Genomic DNA, 15,342 nt, shown 5'->3' with positions numbered 1-15,342 from the left:
AGTAAGGTTACTTAATTTCCTAAGCGCCAACACATTCTAATACGAACTTGTTGGCGTAAAAATAACGAGAATTAATCAAATACCTCCTCATCTAGCGCCCTCTGCCATAAACTAGGGAAAGAACTAGATAGGTCATCAAGTACATACGTCGCTAATCGAGGTCTAATGTTAGTGAAAGTAACTTCTTGAGATAAATCTCCATCAGCTTCAAAAGCGCCAAAAAAATCATATTCAAGTATTTTCACAGTACCTGAACTGCTTTTCGCAATTAATACCCACATTCTCTGACGCTGAATATCAAGCGAAGGAACACCGTTAACTGTAGTATTCAAACGAACCCCATTATGTTGAACAATATTCCCTTCTTGCTTCCATGTATATGCAATAGCACTATTAATAAAAAATGAAGAGATTTCATTAGAGCTGTCAAAATCAGTAAAAACTCTACGTAGACTTAAATCAGACTCAAAGCTAATCCCGAAAAAACGTCTCGGATCAAGTGCACCATTACTCCAATAATCAGTATCATTTGCCGTTGACCGAGCAATCCAAATCATAGGGGCGTCACTTGTGACATCTATACCTTCTACAGAAGCACTGTCTGACGGCGTTATTTCTGCTACATAAGTATAATCTTGTACACTTTGAGTATTAACAACTCGAATTAATGCTAACTGAGAGGCTTCGACCTGAGAAAACGGCGTTACAAAGACTTGAATGTTTTCAAGGAATATATTTATGGTGTCACCGTCCAAATCCCAAGTACCATTTTTGCCACCTAGTTTGGTACTAACATTATTGCTGGAGTCAAAATTGACCAACTCAGCCATTATCCCTTCTTCCACGCTAGAAAACGTTGGAACAGTATCCACAACAAACTCTACACTAGAATCAATTGGCATCACCCAGCTTGAACCTGCTACATCTGAGGTTTCTACAACCATTGGTGACTCAGACACGTTAGCATAAACCAGCGAATCAATTTCTTCTACATCTTGCTCAAACGAAAGAGAATCGAGTCCAGCCCCCTCAATGTCTAACTGATATCGAATATTTTCTGTTCTAGCAACACGGTTACCATTAACTAAATCATAAACTAAAGCCCATTGTTCACTAACAAGGCTATCGGTCACTGATATTTCGCTAGCTTCAGCTGACTCACACACCTCAACCACTTCTGCACCAAAGGTGTCTAAAATAAATGAGTCGTCACAGTTACTAAAAAAACGAGGCTCATTCGTATTTTCTTCTCCATAGGAGATAACCAGCTTTCCTTCGACAATTTCCCATGAATAACGCTCCACTCTAAACTCTGGAGCAAGAAATTCATCAAATAAGCGTGATGTCTCACCGAGCCCATTGTCTTCAAAGATATAAGCTTCAGATATACTCCTTAAAAACTCGCCACGCCTAGAAAACGTGGCAAAGGTATTTCCTAAAACCATACTATCAAGGTAATCAATGGTTAAGTTTGAAGCCGCCAGTATCTCGCTGTTTGTGTCTTCTAAAAGAGCAGAGTAAACGTCGTTGTATGCACCGTCACCATTTAGATACCCATTTTCACCTAAGTATTGGTAAAGGGTGTTTTCTACGCCGCTATCCGAGCTTAAAAAGAACGAAAATATATTAACGCCACTGGGTAAGGAAAAATCGTCATTATTTGCTAACAAAGATAGGAAACCGGAAATTTCAAGCAAGTGTTCAAAGCTTTGCTGTTGGTTAAATTCCTCAAAAGATTGGATCCCGTCATCAGAATCAATTTGTTCATTAAAAAGTAAATAGTTGGCGGTGCTGATGTAAGACAGTATACCGCCAGCAAAATTACTTTCTGACACAACTCGCTGTTCTCCAGCTCGGGTTATTAAATCAGAAAACGAAGGGGTAAAAGATTTAAGAACAATATGACTTTGTTCTCCAACACCTGCAGCAGAAATAAGAATAGGTGCTGTTTGCTCACTAGAGCGCACACTGAATTGAAACTGTCCTTGTTCATCAGCGTCTGTTGTTAATACCTGATTATTTACCTCAAGAGTGATTTGCGCGTTGGGCATAACGTTACCCGCTGTCAATCCTGACAGTTCGACTTGCTGGAAATTAGTTACGGTGACGCTTCCTTGATCTGTCTCTTCTCCATCTGTAGCAGTATAAAAGAAAGTTTCTTGACCATATGCAAGCTCAGAAGGTGTATATACAATCGCGTTATTTTCTATAACGACAGTACCTTGTATTCCTTCACTATTTATCGAACTGATTGACAACGCATCGCCATCTTGATCAGTGTCATTAGCAAGTACGTCTATTGTAATCGATTGGTCGTTGGTTGATGTAGCTACATCATTTTGAGCAATGGGTGTAGCATTTGATGGCACAGAGGAGTCAGGTGGTACAATATCATTGGGTGCTTCATCATTACCAGAAGAAGAACCCCCACACCCAGTTACACAGCATATAACACTTGCTGCAAGTAACAGCTCAAGTCCTTTCATAACACTTCCTTAATACAATTTCACTATAAGAGACAGCTGTTTGCCGTCTATCCGTTTAAATAAAGCGCAGCATTATGAAATAAAAGGCTCATTGTTTCCAACACTTCCCGCTTATATTTCAGGTGAAATTAATATCTCTATGTAAATAGAATTTTACATGTTTTTCTTATTTATAAAGCTACTCGCGCTCTTTTAACCGTGTTTCAAACGTTTTATGCCATGTTCCGTCAACCAGCCGTTCGCCAAACTCATTCCATAATCCATTTTTAGTGCGTTGAAACGTCAATCGAAACGTTTCGCTCTCAGTTAAGCAAGCAAAAACCTGCTCAGATAACGTGCATGAAAATGGCCTAGCGCCTTTTGCAGTATAAGGGTTATACCAATAATGCTTATTTTCTTCGTCGTAATAAATAACGGTATGAATACCATAAAATTGCTCGTTGTTTCTAAAGCCCTTCGCTTGAATAATCAACACGCTTTCTTGTACATCAAACCACACATCTTCAGTATCGTAATAACTTGACGCCCCACCCTTATCATCAAAAGACTGACCGTCACCAGCCCAACTGCCGACTAAAAAAGACAGTTTTTTCATTGCTGATTGCTGAACCGTTTCAGCCTTTACTGCCATAGTGTTAAGTAAAATAAATAACAGCAGAATATAGTTGCGGTATTGGGTTAATTTGATCATGAATTTTCTTAGAAGCCCTTTAATTATTTGTCGCCAACTTTTCTTTTAAACCAAAAACAACGACCATAATGGCAGCGAAATAAAACTCAGTATTGTGCCAAGGCCCAAGGATGCGTTAACCAAGGGTGATGCTATTTTTGCTGAACTCAACAAAACCGCCGCGGTGATCATAGGTGCTGCGGCCACTTGAAAAACCACAGCAGCGGTAATGACCGTATCGACGTTAAATACATACAATCCCCCCCATACCATTGCGGGTAAGAACAGGAGTTTAATAGACAATAACACCGCCATAGGCACAATATATTGCTTGGGAATTCGCAATGTAAACTGTAAACCAATCACGGTTATTGCCGCAGGCACAATTAAATAGCCAACGCCTTTAAGAAAAGGTAACGCTGGCTTTATAAAAGGAGAAATAGGTAAAAATAAACTCACCATAAGCACAGTAAATGGAGTGAAAAACACCAGCTTAAGCAATAACTTTTTGACGTCTAAAGTGCTATCACTCGATTGATACTTTGCAATAAGAAAAATAACCAAGGTAGATAAACATAAAAACGTGCCGAATTGGTCGTAAATAACTACGTATCCAATAGAATCTATGGGTAACAATGCATTTGCCAAAGGGACACCTAAAAATCCCGTGTTACCGCAAATACATAAAACAAACACTACCATTTTCACCGCTTTTGGCCATGAAAAAAGTGCCGCCAATACTGTAACCACCAGCCACATAAAAGGTATTAACAACCAATACACCAAAGTTGGAATTAATATATCTTGAGTGACTTCCATAGCCGGTACTATGGTAAGAATAACGGCAGGATATGCCATATGAATAATGAAATTATTCAGGCCCTTAACGGCTTTTTCTTTATTGGAAAGAATTCGTTGAAGTACTAAACCTAAACCAAAAAAAACAGCAATGGAAACAAAAATATTCAATGATTATTGCACTCTATAGTTACGCAAACATCATGCGAATTAATTGGATAAGTAAAGAAATAGCTATCAAGGGCACGATCCATTTAGACCATTTAGCCATGTCTTCGTTACTCATACGAAAAGAGGATTTTTCTAATAGCGTAACGGTAATAGCCAGCACTGCGAACAACACAGCTAAAATCAGAATTAAGGTCATAAAAGTGTTCTCTTTTTTAATCTAAACCCGCGGCGAATTTAATCACCTGCCGTTTTGCAATACCCGCGCGCTGAGCAATAAAAAGCCCAGAATTTCTAAATAGCTTAGTCACGCCATTGGTTTGCTTAAAACCTTGATAAATACAATCTAAGGCTGTCATCATCACTCTATTTCGCTGCCGATGTAGGATATTTAATCCTGTATTCAATTGACTACCTAATTGAGCTAAAGACTCAGCGCCTAGATTATCATCCAAAATAGCTAATAAAGCCTTAACATCACCAAACCCCATGTTAACGCCCTGCCCTGCTAAAGGGTTAACTGTATGCGCTGCATCGCCCAATAAAACAGACCGTTCTTTAACATAGTGACTAGCATGCATACGGGTTAACGGAAAAGACGCCCACTTAATCACACGTTTAATTTCGGGTAAGCGGGTTGGAAATTCACTTTCAATAGATTGTTTTAATTGGCTTGAGTTTAGTGTGTTTAGTTTTTCTAATGTTAACCCATCGTCATACCAGATTAGCGCAGCATAATTACTGTGCATAGGCAAAAACGCGCACGGCCCAGTAGGAAAAAACTGCTGCCATGTTTCTGCTTTTGAGTCGTCGTTTAACTCAACAATAATTCCCATGGCATTTTGTTCATACTGCCAAGCTTTTGTGCTAATGCCTGCGCATTTTCGCACCTGAGATTGCGCACCTTCAGCGCCTATTATCCACTTGGAATGAATACACACTTTATTTTCAAGTTGAATATTGACATCGTCGCCATTGGAATTTACTGAGGCTAAATTTGTTTTGAATACCTGAATATTCCGCTCATTTACAGCCTGCTTAGCGCACGCCAATTGAATGAGCCTGTTTTCAACAAAGTAACCTAATTGTGGCGTATTAATTTCTGCACTGGTGAACGCGGTTTCAACCCCGTCAGTTTCCCACACCCGTAATGACGAATAAGGTTTAGCTCGCATTGATATAATGGATTGCCACACCCCAACCTGCTCTAATAGGTTTACAGAGCCTTGAGATATTGCTGACATACGAATGTCAGGTTCGTCATTTACAGAAAAAGGTTCGAGGATTTCTGGTGCTATCCAAGCCACACTGTAGCCTCGTTGTGCAAGGGCTAGCGCTGTCACAGAGCCAACCATACCGTTTCCGCTCACGCAGAAATCAAACTGTTTTTCAGGTGCCATTTTTATTCGTGCAGTAAAAAGGTAACAGGCAGTTTATCAAATACTGCAAAATTAGGCCAAACACTAGCGCCAATTAGGTAAAACGCGTAAAATAGCCACCAATTGTGATTAAAATGAAAGCATAGAACGCCTTGTCATGTTGCTATGCAATACCGAGTATCTGAGCAAAGAGATTATGAGTAAAAAGCTGTACATAAAAACCTGGGGCTGCCAGATGAACGAGTATGACTCAGAGAAAATGGCTGATCTGCTCGACGCAACCCAAGGTTATTCGTTAACTAAAGATGCAAGTGACGCAGATGTTATATTGCTAAATACCTGCTCGATACGAGAAAAAGCTCAGGAAAAAGTATTTCATCAACTCGGTCGATGGAAGAACCTAAAACAAGACAAGCCGGAACTCATTATCGGTGTAGGCGGCTGCGTTGCCTCTCAAGAAGGTGCTAACATACGTCAGCGCGCGCCATTTGTAGATCTTGTATTTGGTCCTCAAACGCTACACCGTTTACCTGAAATGATCACCAAGGTAAATAACGGTGAATCATCTGTTATTGATGTTAGTTTTCCAGAAATAGAAAAGTTTGACCGCCTGCCTGAGCCTCGTGCTGAAGGACCGACGGCATTTGTTTCTATTATGGAAGGGTGCTCTAAGTATTGTACTTTCTGCGTTGTACCTTACACCCGTGGTGAAGAAGTTAGCCGTCCGTTAGACGATGTAATTTTTGAAATTGCCCAATTAGCAGACCAAGGCGTAAGAGAAGTAAATCTATTAGGTCAGAACGTGAATGCATATCGCGGTGAACATCACGATGGCAGTATTTGTCGATTTGCCGAACTACTTGAATTAGTTGCCAGTATTGATGGTATCGACCGTATTCGTTACACCACCTCTCATCCCGTTGAATTTACTGACGACATCATTGAAGCCTATAAGAACGTACCTGAACTGGTCGATCATTTACATTTGCCAGTTCAAAGTGGCTCGGATCGTATTTTAAACATGATGAAACGTGGTCATACCGCCATTGAATATAAATCTAAAATTCGAAAATTGCGTAAAGCACGACCTAATATCAGCATGTCTTCAGATTTTATCATTGGTTACCCTGGTGAAACTGACGAAGATTTTGAAGCAACTATGAACCTCATTCGTGCAATCGATTACGATTTGAGCTTTAGCTTCATCTATTCAGCACGTCCAGGTACACCAGCAGCAGATGCAGTAGACGATGTTAGCGAAGAAACGAAAAAGCAACGCCTACACATTTTGCAGCAGCGCATTACCCTACAAGGGCTGCGTATTGCACAAAACATGGTGAACACCGAACAACGTATTTTGGTAGAAGGTCCGTCGAAGAAAAATCCAATGGAATTGTCTGGTCGTACTGAAAACAACCGCGTCGTTAATTTCGAAGGTACACCGGACATGATAGGTGAATTCGTGGACATTTTAGTCACCGATGTATTTACCAATTCACTGCGCGGAAACGTTGTAAGAAGAGAAAAAGACATGGGGCTAAGAGTCGCATTGTCACCGCAAAGTATTTTAAGTAAACACGCAAGTTCGCAACCCGATAAACTTGGTGTTCAACAATTTACGAATCAATCAGTAGTTTAACTACGGCACGCTCATAGCAGGTAATTTTTTGTCTACAATAGAAACAAGTGAAGTTATTTTAGAGCCAGAAGACAATCGACGTCTTTCTAGCTTATGTGGTCCATTCGACGATAACATCAAACAAATTGAACGTCGTTTAGATGTTGAAATAGGCTATCACAACAATCGATTTACCGTCTCAGGAGACCCATTGCAAGTTAATGGTGTGGGTGAGCTGCTAAAACTCTTGTACATAGAAACCCAACCCGTAAAGGGCCGTATACCGGATTTAGAGCCAGAACAAGTACACTTAGCCATTCAAGAAGCAAAGTGTCTTGAACGGGCTGAAGCGGGTCATTACGGTAAAGAAGTGCATATACGCACAAAACGAGGTGTCATTAAGCCTCGCAACCCTCACCAATCGCAATATGTTGCCAATATCATTAATCACGATATTAGCTTTGGTGTAGGTCCTGCTGGAACGGGAAAAACCTATTTAGCCGTAGCCTGTGCTGTAGACGCACTTGAGCGCCAAGAAGTGCGTCGAATATTGCTGACTCGCCCGGCGGTAGAAGCGGGTGAAAAGCTAGGTTTTTTACCCGGTGATTTATCACAAAAAGTCGACCCATACCTGCGCCCGCTATACGATGCCTTGTTTGAAATGCTGGGGTTTGAAAAAGTAGAAAAGCTCATGGAGCGCAACGTTATAGAAGTTGCTCCTCTTGCCTACATGCGAGGCCGTACATTAAACGATGCCTTTATTATTTTAGATGAAAGCCAAAATACAACGGTAGAACAAATGAAAATGTTCCTAACCCGTATTGGTTTTAACTCCCAAGCCGTTATCACAGGCGATGTTACCCAAGTCGACTTACCTCGCGGTGTGCGCTCTGGGTTGCGCCACGCAATTGAGGTGTTAGACGATGTGAACGATATTTCGTTTAATTTCTTTAATGCTCATGATGTTGTACGCCATCCTGTGGTTGCCCGTATTGTTCAAGCCTATGAAGAACACGAAGCTGAGCAAGAAAAAATACGAGCGGAAAAAAAACGCATTGAAGCTCAAGCCAGAGCCGACAAAGAAGATTAATGTATATGCCAGGCACCCCTGAAAAAACCGACGTTCTACTCGACAGACAAGTCAGTGACGAACTAGACGATATACACCTCCCTACAGAGGACGATATTGAGCATTGGTTGGCTCAGGTGTTCGCCCACGAAGAAATAACGGAAAAAGAAATCACAGTGCGTTTTGTTGATGCCAATGAATCGCAAATGCTCAACAGTACTTATCGCAACAAAGACAAACCGACAAATGTATTGTCGTTTCCCTTTGAAGCACCGCCGGGTATTGATGTTCCTTTATTAGGCGATCTTGTTGTTTGCCAAGCAATAATTGAAAAAGAAGCACAACAACAAAATAAACATTTAAACAGCCATTATGCCCATATGATTGTGCACGGATGCCTACATTTACTGGGCTACGACCATATCGAAGATGACGAAGCCGAACACATGGAATCAATCGAGATTGCATTACTTGCAAACTTAAACATTGACGACCCGTACCAAGAGCTTTAATTTATACACGTTGCTTATTCAACTTTGGATACCATGAGCGAAGACAACCCCCACTCTACCAGCGGCTCTACCAGTAAGACTTGGTTTGAGAGAATCAAACAAGCCCTAACCGGTGAGCCGAAAAATAAAGAAGAGCTTGTCGATTTAATTTCTGACGCCGAACAGCGCGAAGTTATCGACCCACAAACACGAGAAATGATTGAAGGCGTTATTGGTGTAAACCAAGCTCGTGTTCGAGATATCATGATCCCTCGTGCACAAATGATTACCGTTGACATTGAACAAAGTGTTGATGAGTTTTTGCCTGTGGTGCTGGAGTCCGCTCATTCTCGTTTTCCTGTGATAACTGAAGACAAAGATCACATTGAAGGTATCTTGCTAGCAAAAGATTTACTGGCGTATGCTTTTCATCCTGAAAAAGAGTTTCAGTTAAAAGACATACTTCGACCTGCAACCATGGTTCCCGAAAGTAAACGAGTTGACGCTCTGCTAAAAGAATTTCGTCAACAGCGTTATCACATGTCCATAGTGGTCGATGAATATGGCGGCGTGTCTGGTGTAGTGACAATCGAAGATATTTTAGAGTTGATTGTAGGCGAAATAGAAGACGAGCACGACGTAGAAGACGAAGGCACAGATGACATTCGTCCGCTGAATAAATCTACGTATTCGGTGAAAGCACTCACACCAGTAGAAGATTTTAACGCCTTTTTCGAAGTGAAATTTAACGAAGAAGACGCCGATACCATAGGCGGTATAGTGTTAAAAGCCATAGGTCACATGCCAAATACCAATGACGAAGTGACCATCAATGACATTCACTTTAAAATAACCAACTCGGACAAACGTAAACTTATACAATTAAAAGTGTCTGTACCGGCCTTGGAATAAACCAGTGTTAGCCCGTTACCTTCCCTACCTATTGGCTGCCTTAAGTGGTGGCCTTTTAGTTTTTGCTTATGCGCCTTTCAATCTTTGGATTGTTGCGCCTATTGCGGTTATTACCGCATTGCGGCAATGGCGAAACCGTCCAGACAAAGCCTTATTGATTGGTTGGTTGTTTGGACTCGGATGGTTTGGTGCTGGTATTAGTTGGGTACATGTAAGCATTGCCCAATTTGGGGGCTTACCCCTCATTGCGTCTATTACCTTAATGGCAGTGCTGAGCGCCTATTTAGCCTTATTTCCGGGAATAGCGCTTTGGCTTACAAGCAAATACTCCACTCCGGCATTTTGGCCAATAAGTCTTGCGGCAATTTGGTTTGTGATGGAGTTCATTCGAAGCTGGTTACTTTCAGGCTTTCCTTGGTTAAGCCTTGGCTACACTCAATTAAACAGCCCGTTAAACGGTTGGATACCCGTTATAGGTGAAACCGGTGTCACCGCTCTATTCGTATTATTGTGCGCTATATTCGCGCTGTGGAATATTAAACGCAACTGGCATTACCAACTCACTATTGTGACAACCTGTATTGTCAGTGGCTGGGTATTAAATAGCATTAGCTGGACCGAACCCGATACGTCCCATACCGTATCACTAGTGCAAGGCAACATAGAACAATCCATACGCTGGGTACCAGAACAAGACCTGCCCACGTTACAAAAATACCAAGCCTTAACTGAATTAGTATGGGAAAGCGATATTATTGTGTGGCCAGAAGCTGCTATTCCAACACTAGAAAGCCGTTCTCAGCCTTTTTTGAACCAGCTTGATATCGAAGCAATACAAAATAAAGCGGCATTAATAACGGGAATTGTGAACTACAATTTTGAAACCGAAGAAGCCTATAACAATCTACTCGTTTTGGGCCAGTATCAGGCCAGTGACATTCATGGCCACTATCGGTATTTTCACAACAATCGCTACGCCAAACACCACTTGTTACCCATTGGTGAATTTGTTCCTTTAGAAAGTTTAATTAGGCCGCTGGCTCCGCTATTCGATTTACCCATGTCTTCGTTTAATAGAGGTAACAATGTACAACCGAACTTAGTCGCGAAAGGAGTGAATATCGCACCGGCCATTTGTTTTGAAATTGCCTTTCCTCGACAACTTAGAGCCAATTTAAAACACAACACTGATATGATACTCACAGTGAGTAATGACGCATGGTTCGGGCACTCTCACGGCCCAGCTCAACATTTGCAAATTGCTCAAATGCGCGCAAAAGAATTTGGTCTACCTGTCATTCGCAGCACAAACAACGGGGTTACTGCCGTTATCAACCATAAGGGAAAGATTCAAAGCCAATTACCGCAATTTGAAGCGGCAACCCTTACCGACAAGGTTCAAGCCACTCGTGGCAATACGCCCTACAGGTTACTAGGTGATACCCCCATGTGGATATTGGTGACGCTGATGGGTATTTTTGTTTATTTACAACAACGGAAAAGTTGAAATACGTTTCACAACATTATTTCAACGTGAGAAAGCCGTTGTGCTAACGCCTCATTTCCACTCATGGTTCAGGTCTTGCTTAGACAAAGCATAATAATAAGAAATCACTTTATCAGTGGTTCTACAAATTATACTTTAAAGGCCTTACAATGAGTTCTAACCCAATAAATTTCAACCGAAGAAAAACCTTAAAAGCCTTTGCAGCTAGCGCTTTATACTCAATTGCATCGCCTGGTCTACTTAGTGCAAAAGAGCAATCTAGCTTAGCCAATAGCATTAATATTCCCAAAGACATTAACCCATTAGATTTGGCCCAAAACGAGGATTTTTGGGAAAACATTGCCCACTTTTATGACAAAGCCGATGGTATTGTGAATTTAGAACATGGTTTTTGGGGAAAAATGTCGCGACCAGTGAAAGACAAATACCTAGAGTATACGGAAAAAGTCAATACTGAGCTTTCCTACTACGCCCGTAAAAACTATGCAAAAGACAGCCAAAACAGTGCCCATAGCGTGGCCGCTGCATTAGGTGCAAAAAACACAGAAGTGGCGTTAACACGCAATGCAACTGAAGCCGTTCATAACCTACTAAGGCAATACAACGATTTTAGTAAGGGCCAAACTGTACTGTATACGGATATTGACTACCCTAGCTTTAAAGATGCCATGATTTGGCTAGCTAAATCCCAGAACGTAGAGCCCGTAAAAGTCGTTCTTCCCCCCCAAGCAAATCAAACGCAAATACTCGATTTGTATATACAAGCATTTGATAACAACCCTAACCTAAAGTTAATGCTTTTGACCCATGTTAGTAACCAGCATGGGCTGCTACTTCCAGTAGCGAAAATATCAGAAGAAGCGAAAAAGCGAGGCATCGATGTTATCTGTGACTGCGCCCAATCTTGGGGCTTAGTCAATTTTAATATTGAAGAGTTAAACGTAGACTGGGCCGCATTTAACTTACACAAATGGATTGGAAGCCCAGTGGGCATTGGCGCCTTATATATGAAAGAAGGCAGCCTAAAAAAGATATCTCCCTACCCCGGAGAACTAGACCCTAGCGATACCGATATCAATAAACGACTGCATACTGCTACCGTTAACTTTGCAGCGGTATTAACCGTTCCGACAGTCATGGCCTTTCATCAGGCTATTGGCCCTAAAAACAAAGCCGCACGACTGCATTATTTGCATAGTTTGTGGGCTGAAGAGGCTAGAAAAATGCGTCACATTGAAGTGCTTGGAGGTTCAGATCCTGCTTCATGCACTGGCATGGGCGCATTTCGCTTAAAAGGTAAAACCAGTTTAAATGAAGTTAGCGCTCTTCAAAAACACCTAGAAACTGAATTTGGTGTTTTCACAGTAATACGAAAAGGCCTTGATAGCGGTTATTGTATACGGGTAACCCCTCAGGTATTTATTTCTGCGTCGGAAATAGCTCAATTAACTCACGCATTAAAACACACAAAAATAGTATAAATAATTCCCTATAAGAAAGAGTAAGTCATGAAAAATATAATACTAACCACAAGTTTCATACTAGGTTTAACCATCTCAACATTGAGTGTGGCTGAAGACACGACACCTGAACAACGAATTAAAGCCGCAGGATTGCAATTACCTAAGCCAGTTAATCCTATTGCCAATTACGTTACATGGAGACGTTCGGGCAACATACTTTATTTATCTGGGCACGGTGCCTGTGAAAATAAAAACATACTGGGTAAATTAGGTAAGGATATTAGCGTTGAACAAGGTTACGAAGCCGCTCAGCGTGTAGGTTTATGTGCATTGTCTACAATACAAAATGCCGTTGGCGACTTATCAAAGGTAAAGCAAGTTCTGACAATAACCGGTATGGTTAACGCAACCGATACATATACTGAACATTCAAAAGTAATGAACGGATTTTCCGACTTATTTGTTACTGCTTTTGGCGACAATGGTAAAGCAGCGAGAGTCGCGGTAGGCATGAGCAGTTTACCGGGAAATATGTCTGTAGAAGTCAGTGCTATTATTGAGCTTACCGAGTAAATTTAAAAACGCCTTGACCTAGAGCATACTCTAGATTGTTAGCTTAGTACTTTCACGTAAACATTGGACAACAAGATGAAAGTAAAAGTAGCAACTTTAGACGCGTTTATCGACTGTAAAGATGGTGGCAATTCAGCGTGTGTTGTATTTAATGCTGATGCGCTCACGCCACCATCGCCACATTTAATCTCTTATCTCAACTGGGAACAATGGTAAAACGTAAACGTTACATTTTGATCTATTTAATCCATTAACAGCTTTATTGAAATAGCCAAACACATAATGATAACCATTGGCCGAATGAGAGACGCCCCTTTGTTAATAATCAGATGTGAACCCACTTTAGCGCCAAACCACTGCCCAACGCCCATTACAATGCCAAGCAACCACACTATATGACCGCTAAATGTAAAGACCGCGAGTGAAGCAAGGTTACTCGTGGCATTTAATACCTTAGTATGTGCAGTCGCAGAAACAACAGAAAAGCCCATAAAGCACATATAAGCAGTAGAAAAGAAAGCACCAGTCCCAGGGCCTATTAAGCCGTCGTAAAAGCCAATTCCCAAACCCGCAGTGCAAGCAAAGGCAGTGGGTGTCAATGATACTTTACTGGCGATGTAAGGCTGAAGTTTTGGCATAAAGAAAAAATAAATAGCCACTGCAATCAAAATGATAGGCACGACTTTCAATAGTAAAGTGCTGTCTAAATAAGACACTAGTAAGGTACCGGAAATCGCCCCTACGGCGGTCATCAAAATCGGAAACCACAGCGTATTCAGTTTAACCTTACCCGACTTCACAAAGTGATAAGATGCCGATACAGTGCCAGCACAGCTCTGTAGTTTATTGGTGGATAATGCTTCAGCAGGTGACAAGCCGGCAGCTAATAATACGGGAACAGTAATAAGTCCACCGCCACCAGCAATCGCGTCGATGGTCCCAGCAATAAAAGCCACAAAAAATAGCGCAACGTAGATCCAAATTGAGATATCGTAAATAACTAAGTCCAATTTATGAAATCCTTTTTAGACAGATTGTCACTGCATATAAAAACAGCCTATTCATCGCAAACACCGACTTCTGTTACTACCCACATTGATACTGCTAACCTATTTTCTACAACCTGCTTTATCAAGCCGAATAACTTTCTACATAGTGCTGTACTTTATCAAGATAAAAGCCTTTTTCTTGTTCCGGTAACCATGCGACTTTAAATGCGTTAGTCACTAAAGTAATGATGTCGCTTTCGCTAAAATCACCTTCTGATTGTAATTCTATAAAATTTTCGTTGAGATAGGCACGAAAGTACGCAGGATCATCAGAATTAATAGTCACTAACATTTGATTGTCTAGCATCTGGCGAATTTCTTTTGAGGTTAACGATTGTACAACAAAGCGATTCGATACTGGGCAAACAGTAAGCCCCAGCTTTTTTGTCTTAATGGTTTGCCATAGCGCTGCTTTTTCTAATGAGTTAACGCCATGGTCGATTCTATCTACTTGTATATCATCAAGACATTGGGCGATATGGTCATGGGTATTATTTTGGTTCACATCACAATGCATGGTGAGCTTTAAACCGAACGTTTTGGCTTTTGCAAACACGTCTGCAAATTTCAATGGCGGATTATCTTTTTCATCTGAATCTAAGCCAACCCCAACAATCCAATCTAAATAGGGTTCGGCATACATTAAGTGTTCCATCGCCGACTCAGCACTCATATCCCGCAAAAAACATAATATAAGCTGACTTTTAATACCCAGTTTTTCTTCAGCATCACGTTGAGCATGATGAATGCCGGTAATGACAGTTTTAAACTCGACGCCACGACTAGTATGAGCTTGTGGGTCAAAAAACAGCTCGGCATAAAGAATATTTTGACTGCGAGCCTTATTCAAATATGACCAGGTCAAATCGTAAAAATCTTGCTCAGTGCGCAATACATCCATACCCGCGTAATAAATTGCTAAAAAAGAAGGCAAATCGGTAAAATCATAGGCTGAAATCAGCTCTTCAGGGGTAGTGTAAGGCATTTTAATGGCGTTTTTTTGCGCCAACCTGAAGCTAAGCTCCGGCTCTAGGGTTCCTTCTAAATGAACGTGTAATTCTGCTTTGGGAATGTTTTCAATGAAATCTTGCATAGTTAAATTTGGTGTATTGGGGCTTCGATTGAAGGTTAATAGCAACTCTTATGCCTATTATTATCT

The 15,342-nt window shown here is 41.1% G+C and carries 15 protein-coding genes; 8 read left to right on the top strand and 7 right to left on the bottom strand.

Annotation, left to right across the window (positions count from 1 at the left end):
• Positions 1 to 71: 71 nt before the first annotated feature.
• From J3L16_RS07275 to J3L16_RS07255, 5 genes are all read right to left on the bottom strand, one after another.
• Positions 72 to 2,486: an Ig-like domain-containing protein gene (locus J3L16_RS07275; RefSeq protein ID WP_207612235.1), complete on the bottom strand. Its 2,415-nt coding sequence runs from the start codon at positions 2,484 to 2,486 to the stop codon at positions 72 to 74.
• A 178-nt stretch (positions 2,487 to 2,664) separates the two neighbouring features.
• Positions 2,665 to 3,177, bottom strand: a complete 513-nt coding sequence (locus J3L16_RS07270) for a hypothetical protein (RefSeq protein ID WP_207612234.1) — start codon at positions 3,175 to 3,177, stop codon at positions 2,665 to 2,667.
• A gap of 45 nt (positions 3,178 to 3,222) precedes the next feature.
• A complete protein-coding gene (locus J3L16_RS07265) occupies positions 3,223 to 4,125 on the bottom strand; it encodes an AEC family transporter (protein ID WP_207612233.1) in 903 nt (300 codons plus the stop codon).
• Between the two features lie 19 nt (positions 4,126 to 4,144).
• The gene (locus J3L16_RS07260) at positions 4,145 to 4,321 is read right to left on the bottom strand and encodes a hypothetical protein (RefSeq protein ID WP_207612232.1); all 177 of its coding nucleotides are present in this window, start codon (positions 4,319 to 4,321) and stop codon (positions 4,145 to 4,147) included.
• Positions 4,322 to 4,337: 16 nt separating this feature from the next.
• Positions 4,338 to 5,522 carry an FAD-dependent monooxygenase gene (locus J3L16_RS07255; protein ID WP_207612231.1) on the bottom strand — a complete coding sequence of 395 codons (1,185 nt, stop codon included), beginning with the start codon at positions 5,520 to 5,522 and terminating at the stop codon, positions 4,338 to 4,340.
• Positions 5,523 to 5,697: 175 nt separating this feature from the next.
• Between J3L16_RS07255 and miaB the strand changes: the two genes are divergently transcribed.
• From miaB to J3L16_RS07215, 8 genes are all read left to right on the top strand, one after another.
• A complete protein-coding gene (gene miaB, locus J3L16_RS07250; RefSeq protein ID WP_207612230.1) occupies positions 5,698 to 7,140 on the top strand; it encodes a tRNA (N6-isopentenyl adenosine(37)-C2)-methylthiotransferase MiaB in 1,443 nt (480 codons plus the stop codon).
• A 28-nt stretch (positions 7,141 to 7,168) separates the two neighbouring features.
• Positions 7,169 to 8,209, top strand: coding sequence for a PhoH family protein (locus tag J3L16_RS07245; RefSeq protein WP_207612229.1), 1,041 nt, complete (start codon positions 7,169 to 7,171; stop codon positions 8,207 to 8,209).
• Positions 8,210 to 8,214: 5 nt separating this feature from the next.
• Entirely contained in the window at positions 8,215 to 8,700 is a 486-nt protein-coding gene (ybeY, locus tag J3L16_RS07240; protein WP_207612228.1) for an rRNA maturation RNase YbeY, read from the top strand.
• A 33-nt stretch (positions 8,701 to 8,733) separates the two neighbouring features.
• Complete coding sequence (locus J3L16_RS07235; protein WP_207612227.1) at positions 8,734 to 9,591, top strand: CBS domain-containing protein; 858 nt, start codon at positions 8,734 to 8,736, stop codon at positions 9,589 to 9,591.
• 4 nt (positions 9,592 to 9,595) lie between these two features.
• Complete coding sequence (gene lnt, locus J3L16_RS07230) at positions 9,596 to 11,098, top strand: apolipoprotein N-acyltransferase (RefSeq protein ID WP_207612226.1); 1,503 nt, start codon at positions 9,596 to 9,598, stop codon at positions 11,096 to 11,098.
• Positions 11,099 to 11,247: 149 nt separating this feature from the next.
• Entirely contained in the window at positions 11,248 to 12,579 is a 1,332-nt protein-coding gene (locus tag J3L16_RS07225; protein ID WP_207612225.1) for an aminotransferase class V-fold PLP-dependent enzyme, read from the top strand.
• A gap of 27 nt (positions 12,580 to 12,606) precedes the next feature.
• Positions 12,607 to 13,134: a RidA family protein gene (locus tag J3L16_RS07220; protein WP_207612224.1), complete on the top strand. Its 528-nt coding sequence runs from the start codon at positions 12,607 to 12,609 to the stop codon at positions 13,132 to 13,134.
• 75 nt (positions 13,135 to 13,209) lie between these two features.
• Positions 13,210 to 13,350: a hypothetical protein gene (locus J3L16_RS07215; RefSeq protein WP_207612223.1), complete on the top strand. Its 141-nt coding sequence runs from the start codon at positions 13,210 to 13,212 to the stop codon at positions 13,348 to 13,350.
• A gap of 26 nt (positions 13,351 to 13,376) precedes the next feature.
• Here J3L16_RS07215 and J3L16_RS07210 read toward each other — a convergent pair whose 3' ends face one another.
• Both J3L16_RS07210 and add read right to left on the bottom strand, forming a co-directional pair.
• Positions 13,377 to 14,144, bottom strand: a complete 768-nt coding sequence (locus J3L16_RS07210; RefSeq protein WP_207612222.1) for a TSUP family transporter — start codon at positions 14,142 to 14,144, stop codon at positions 13,377 to 13,379.
• Positions 14,145 to 14,265: 121 nt separating this feature from the next.
• Complete coding sequence (gene add / locus J3L16_RS07205) at positions 14,266 to 15,276, bottom strand: adenosine deaminase (RefSeq protein WP_207612221.1); 1,011 nt, start codon at positions 15,274 to 15,276, stop codon at positions 14,266 to 14,268.
• Positions 15,277 to 15,342 lie beyond the last annotated feature (66 nt).

This window comes from Alteromonas sp. 5E99-2 (assembly GCF_017368475.1).
Classification (GTDB): Bacteria; Pseudomonadota; Gammaproteobacteria; order Enterobacterales; family Alteromonadaceae; genus Alteromonas_F.
Note: the sequence above shows the minus strand (reverse complement) of the source record. Positions and strands in the feature narration are given on the sequence as shown.

Excerpts from the sequence above, each read along its gene's own strand:
- J3L16_RS07275 (WP_207612235.1), bottom strand. The coding sequence starts at position 2,486 with ATGAAAGGACTTGAGCTGTTACTTGCAGCAAGTGTTATATGCTGTGTA.
- J3L16_RS07270 (WP_207612234.1), bottom strand. The coding sequence starts at position 3,177 with ATGATCAAATTAACCCAATACCGCAACTATATTCTGCTGTTATTTATT.
- J3L16_RS07260 (WP_207612232.1), bottom strand. The coding sequence starts at position 4,321 with ATGACCTTAATTCTGATTTTAGCTGTGTTGTTCGCAGTGCTGGCTATT.
- J3L16_RS07255 (WP_207612231.1), bottom strand. The coding sequence starts at position 5,522 with ATGGCACCTGAAAAACAGTTTGATTTCTGCGTGAGCGGAAACGGTATG.
- miaB (WP_207612230.1), top strand. The coding sequence starts at position 5,698 with ATGAGTAAAAAGCTGTACATAAAAACCTGGGGCTGCCAGATGAACGAG.
- ybeY (WP_207612228.1), top strand. The coding sequence starts at position 8,215 with ATGCCAGGCACCCCTGAAAAAACCGACGTTCTACTCGACAGACAAGTC.
- J3L16_RS07235 (WP_207612227.1), top strand. The coding sequence starts at position 8,734 with ATGAGCGAAGACAACCCCCACTCTACCAGCGGCTCTACCAGTAAGACT.
- J3L16_RS07225 (WP_207612225.1), top strand. The coding sequence starts at position 11,248 with ATGAGTTCTAACCCAATAAATTTCAACCGAAGAAAAACCTTAAAAGCC.
- J3L16_RS07220 (WP_207612224.1), top strand. The coding sequence starts at position 12,607 with ATGAAAAATATAATACTAACCACAAGTTTCATACTAGGTTTAACCATC.
- J3L16_RS07215 (WP_207612223.1), top strand. The coding sequence starts at position 13,210 with ATGAAAGTAAAAGTAGCAACTTTAGACGCGTTTATCGACTGTAAAGAT.
- add (WP_207612221.1), bottom strand. The coding sequence starts at position 15,276 with ATGCAAGATTTCATTGAAAACATTCCCAAAGCAGAATTACACGTTCAT.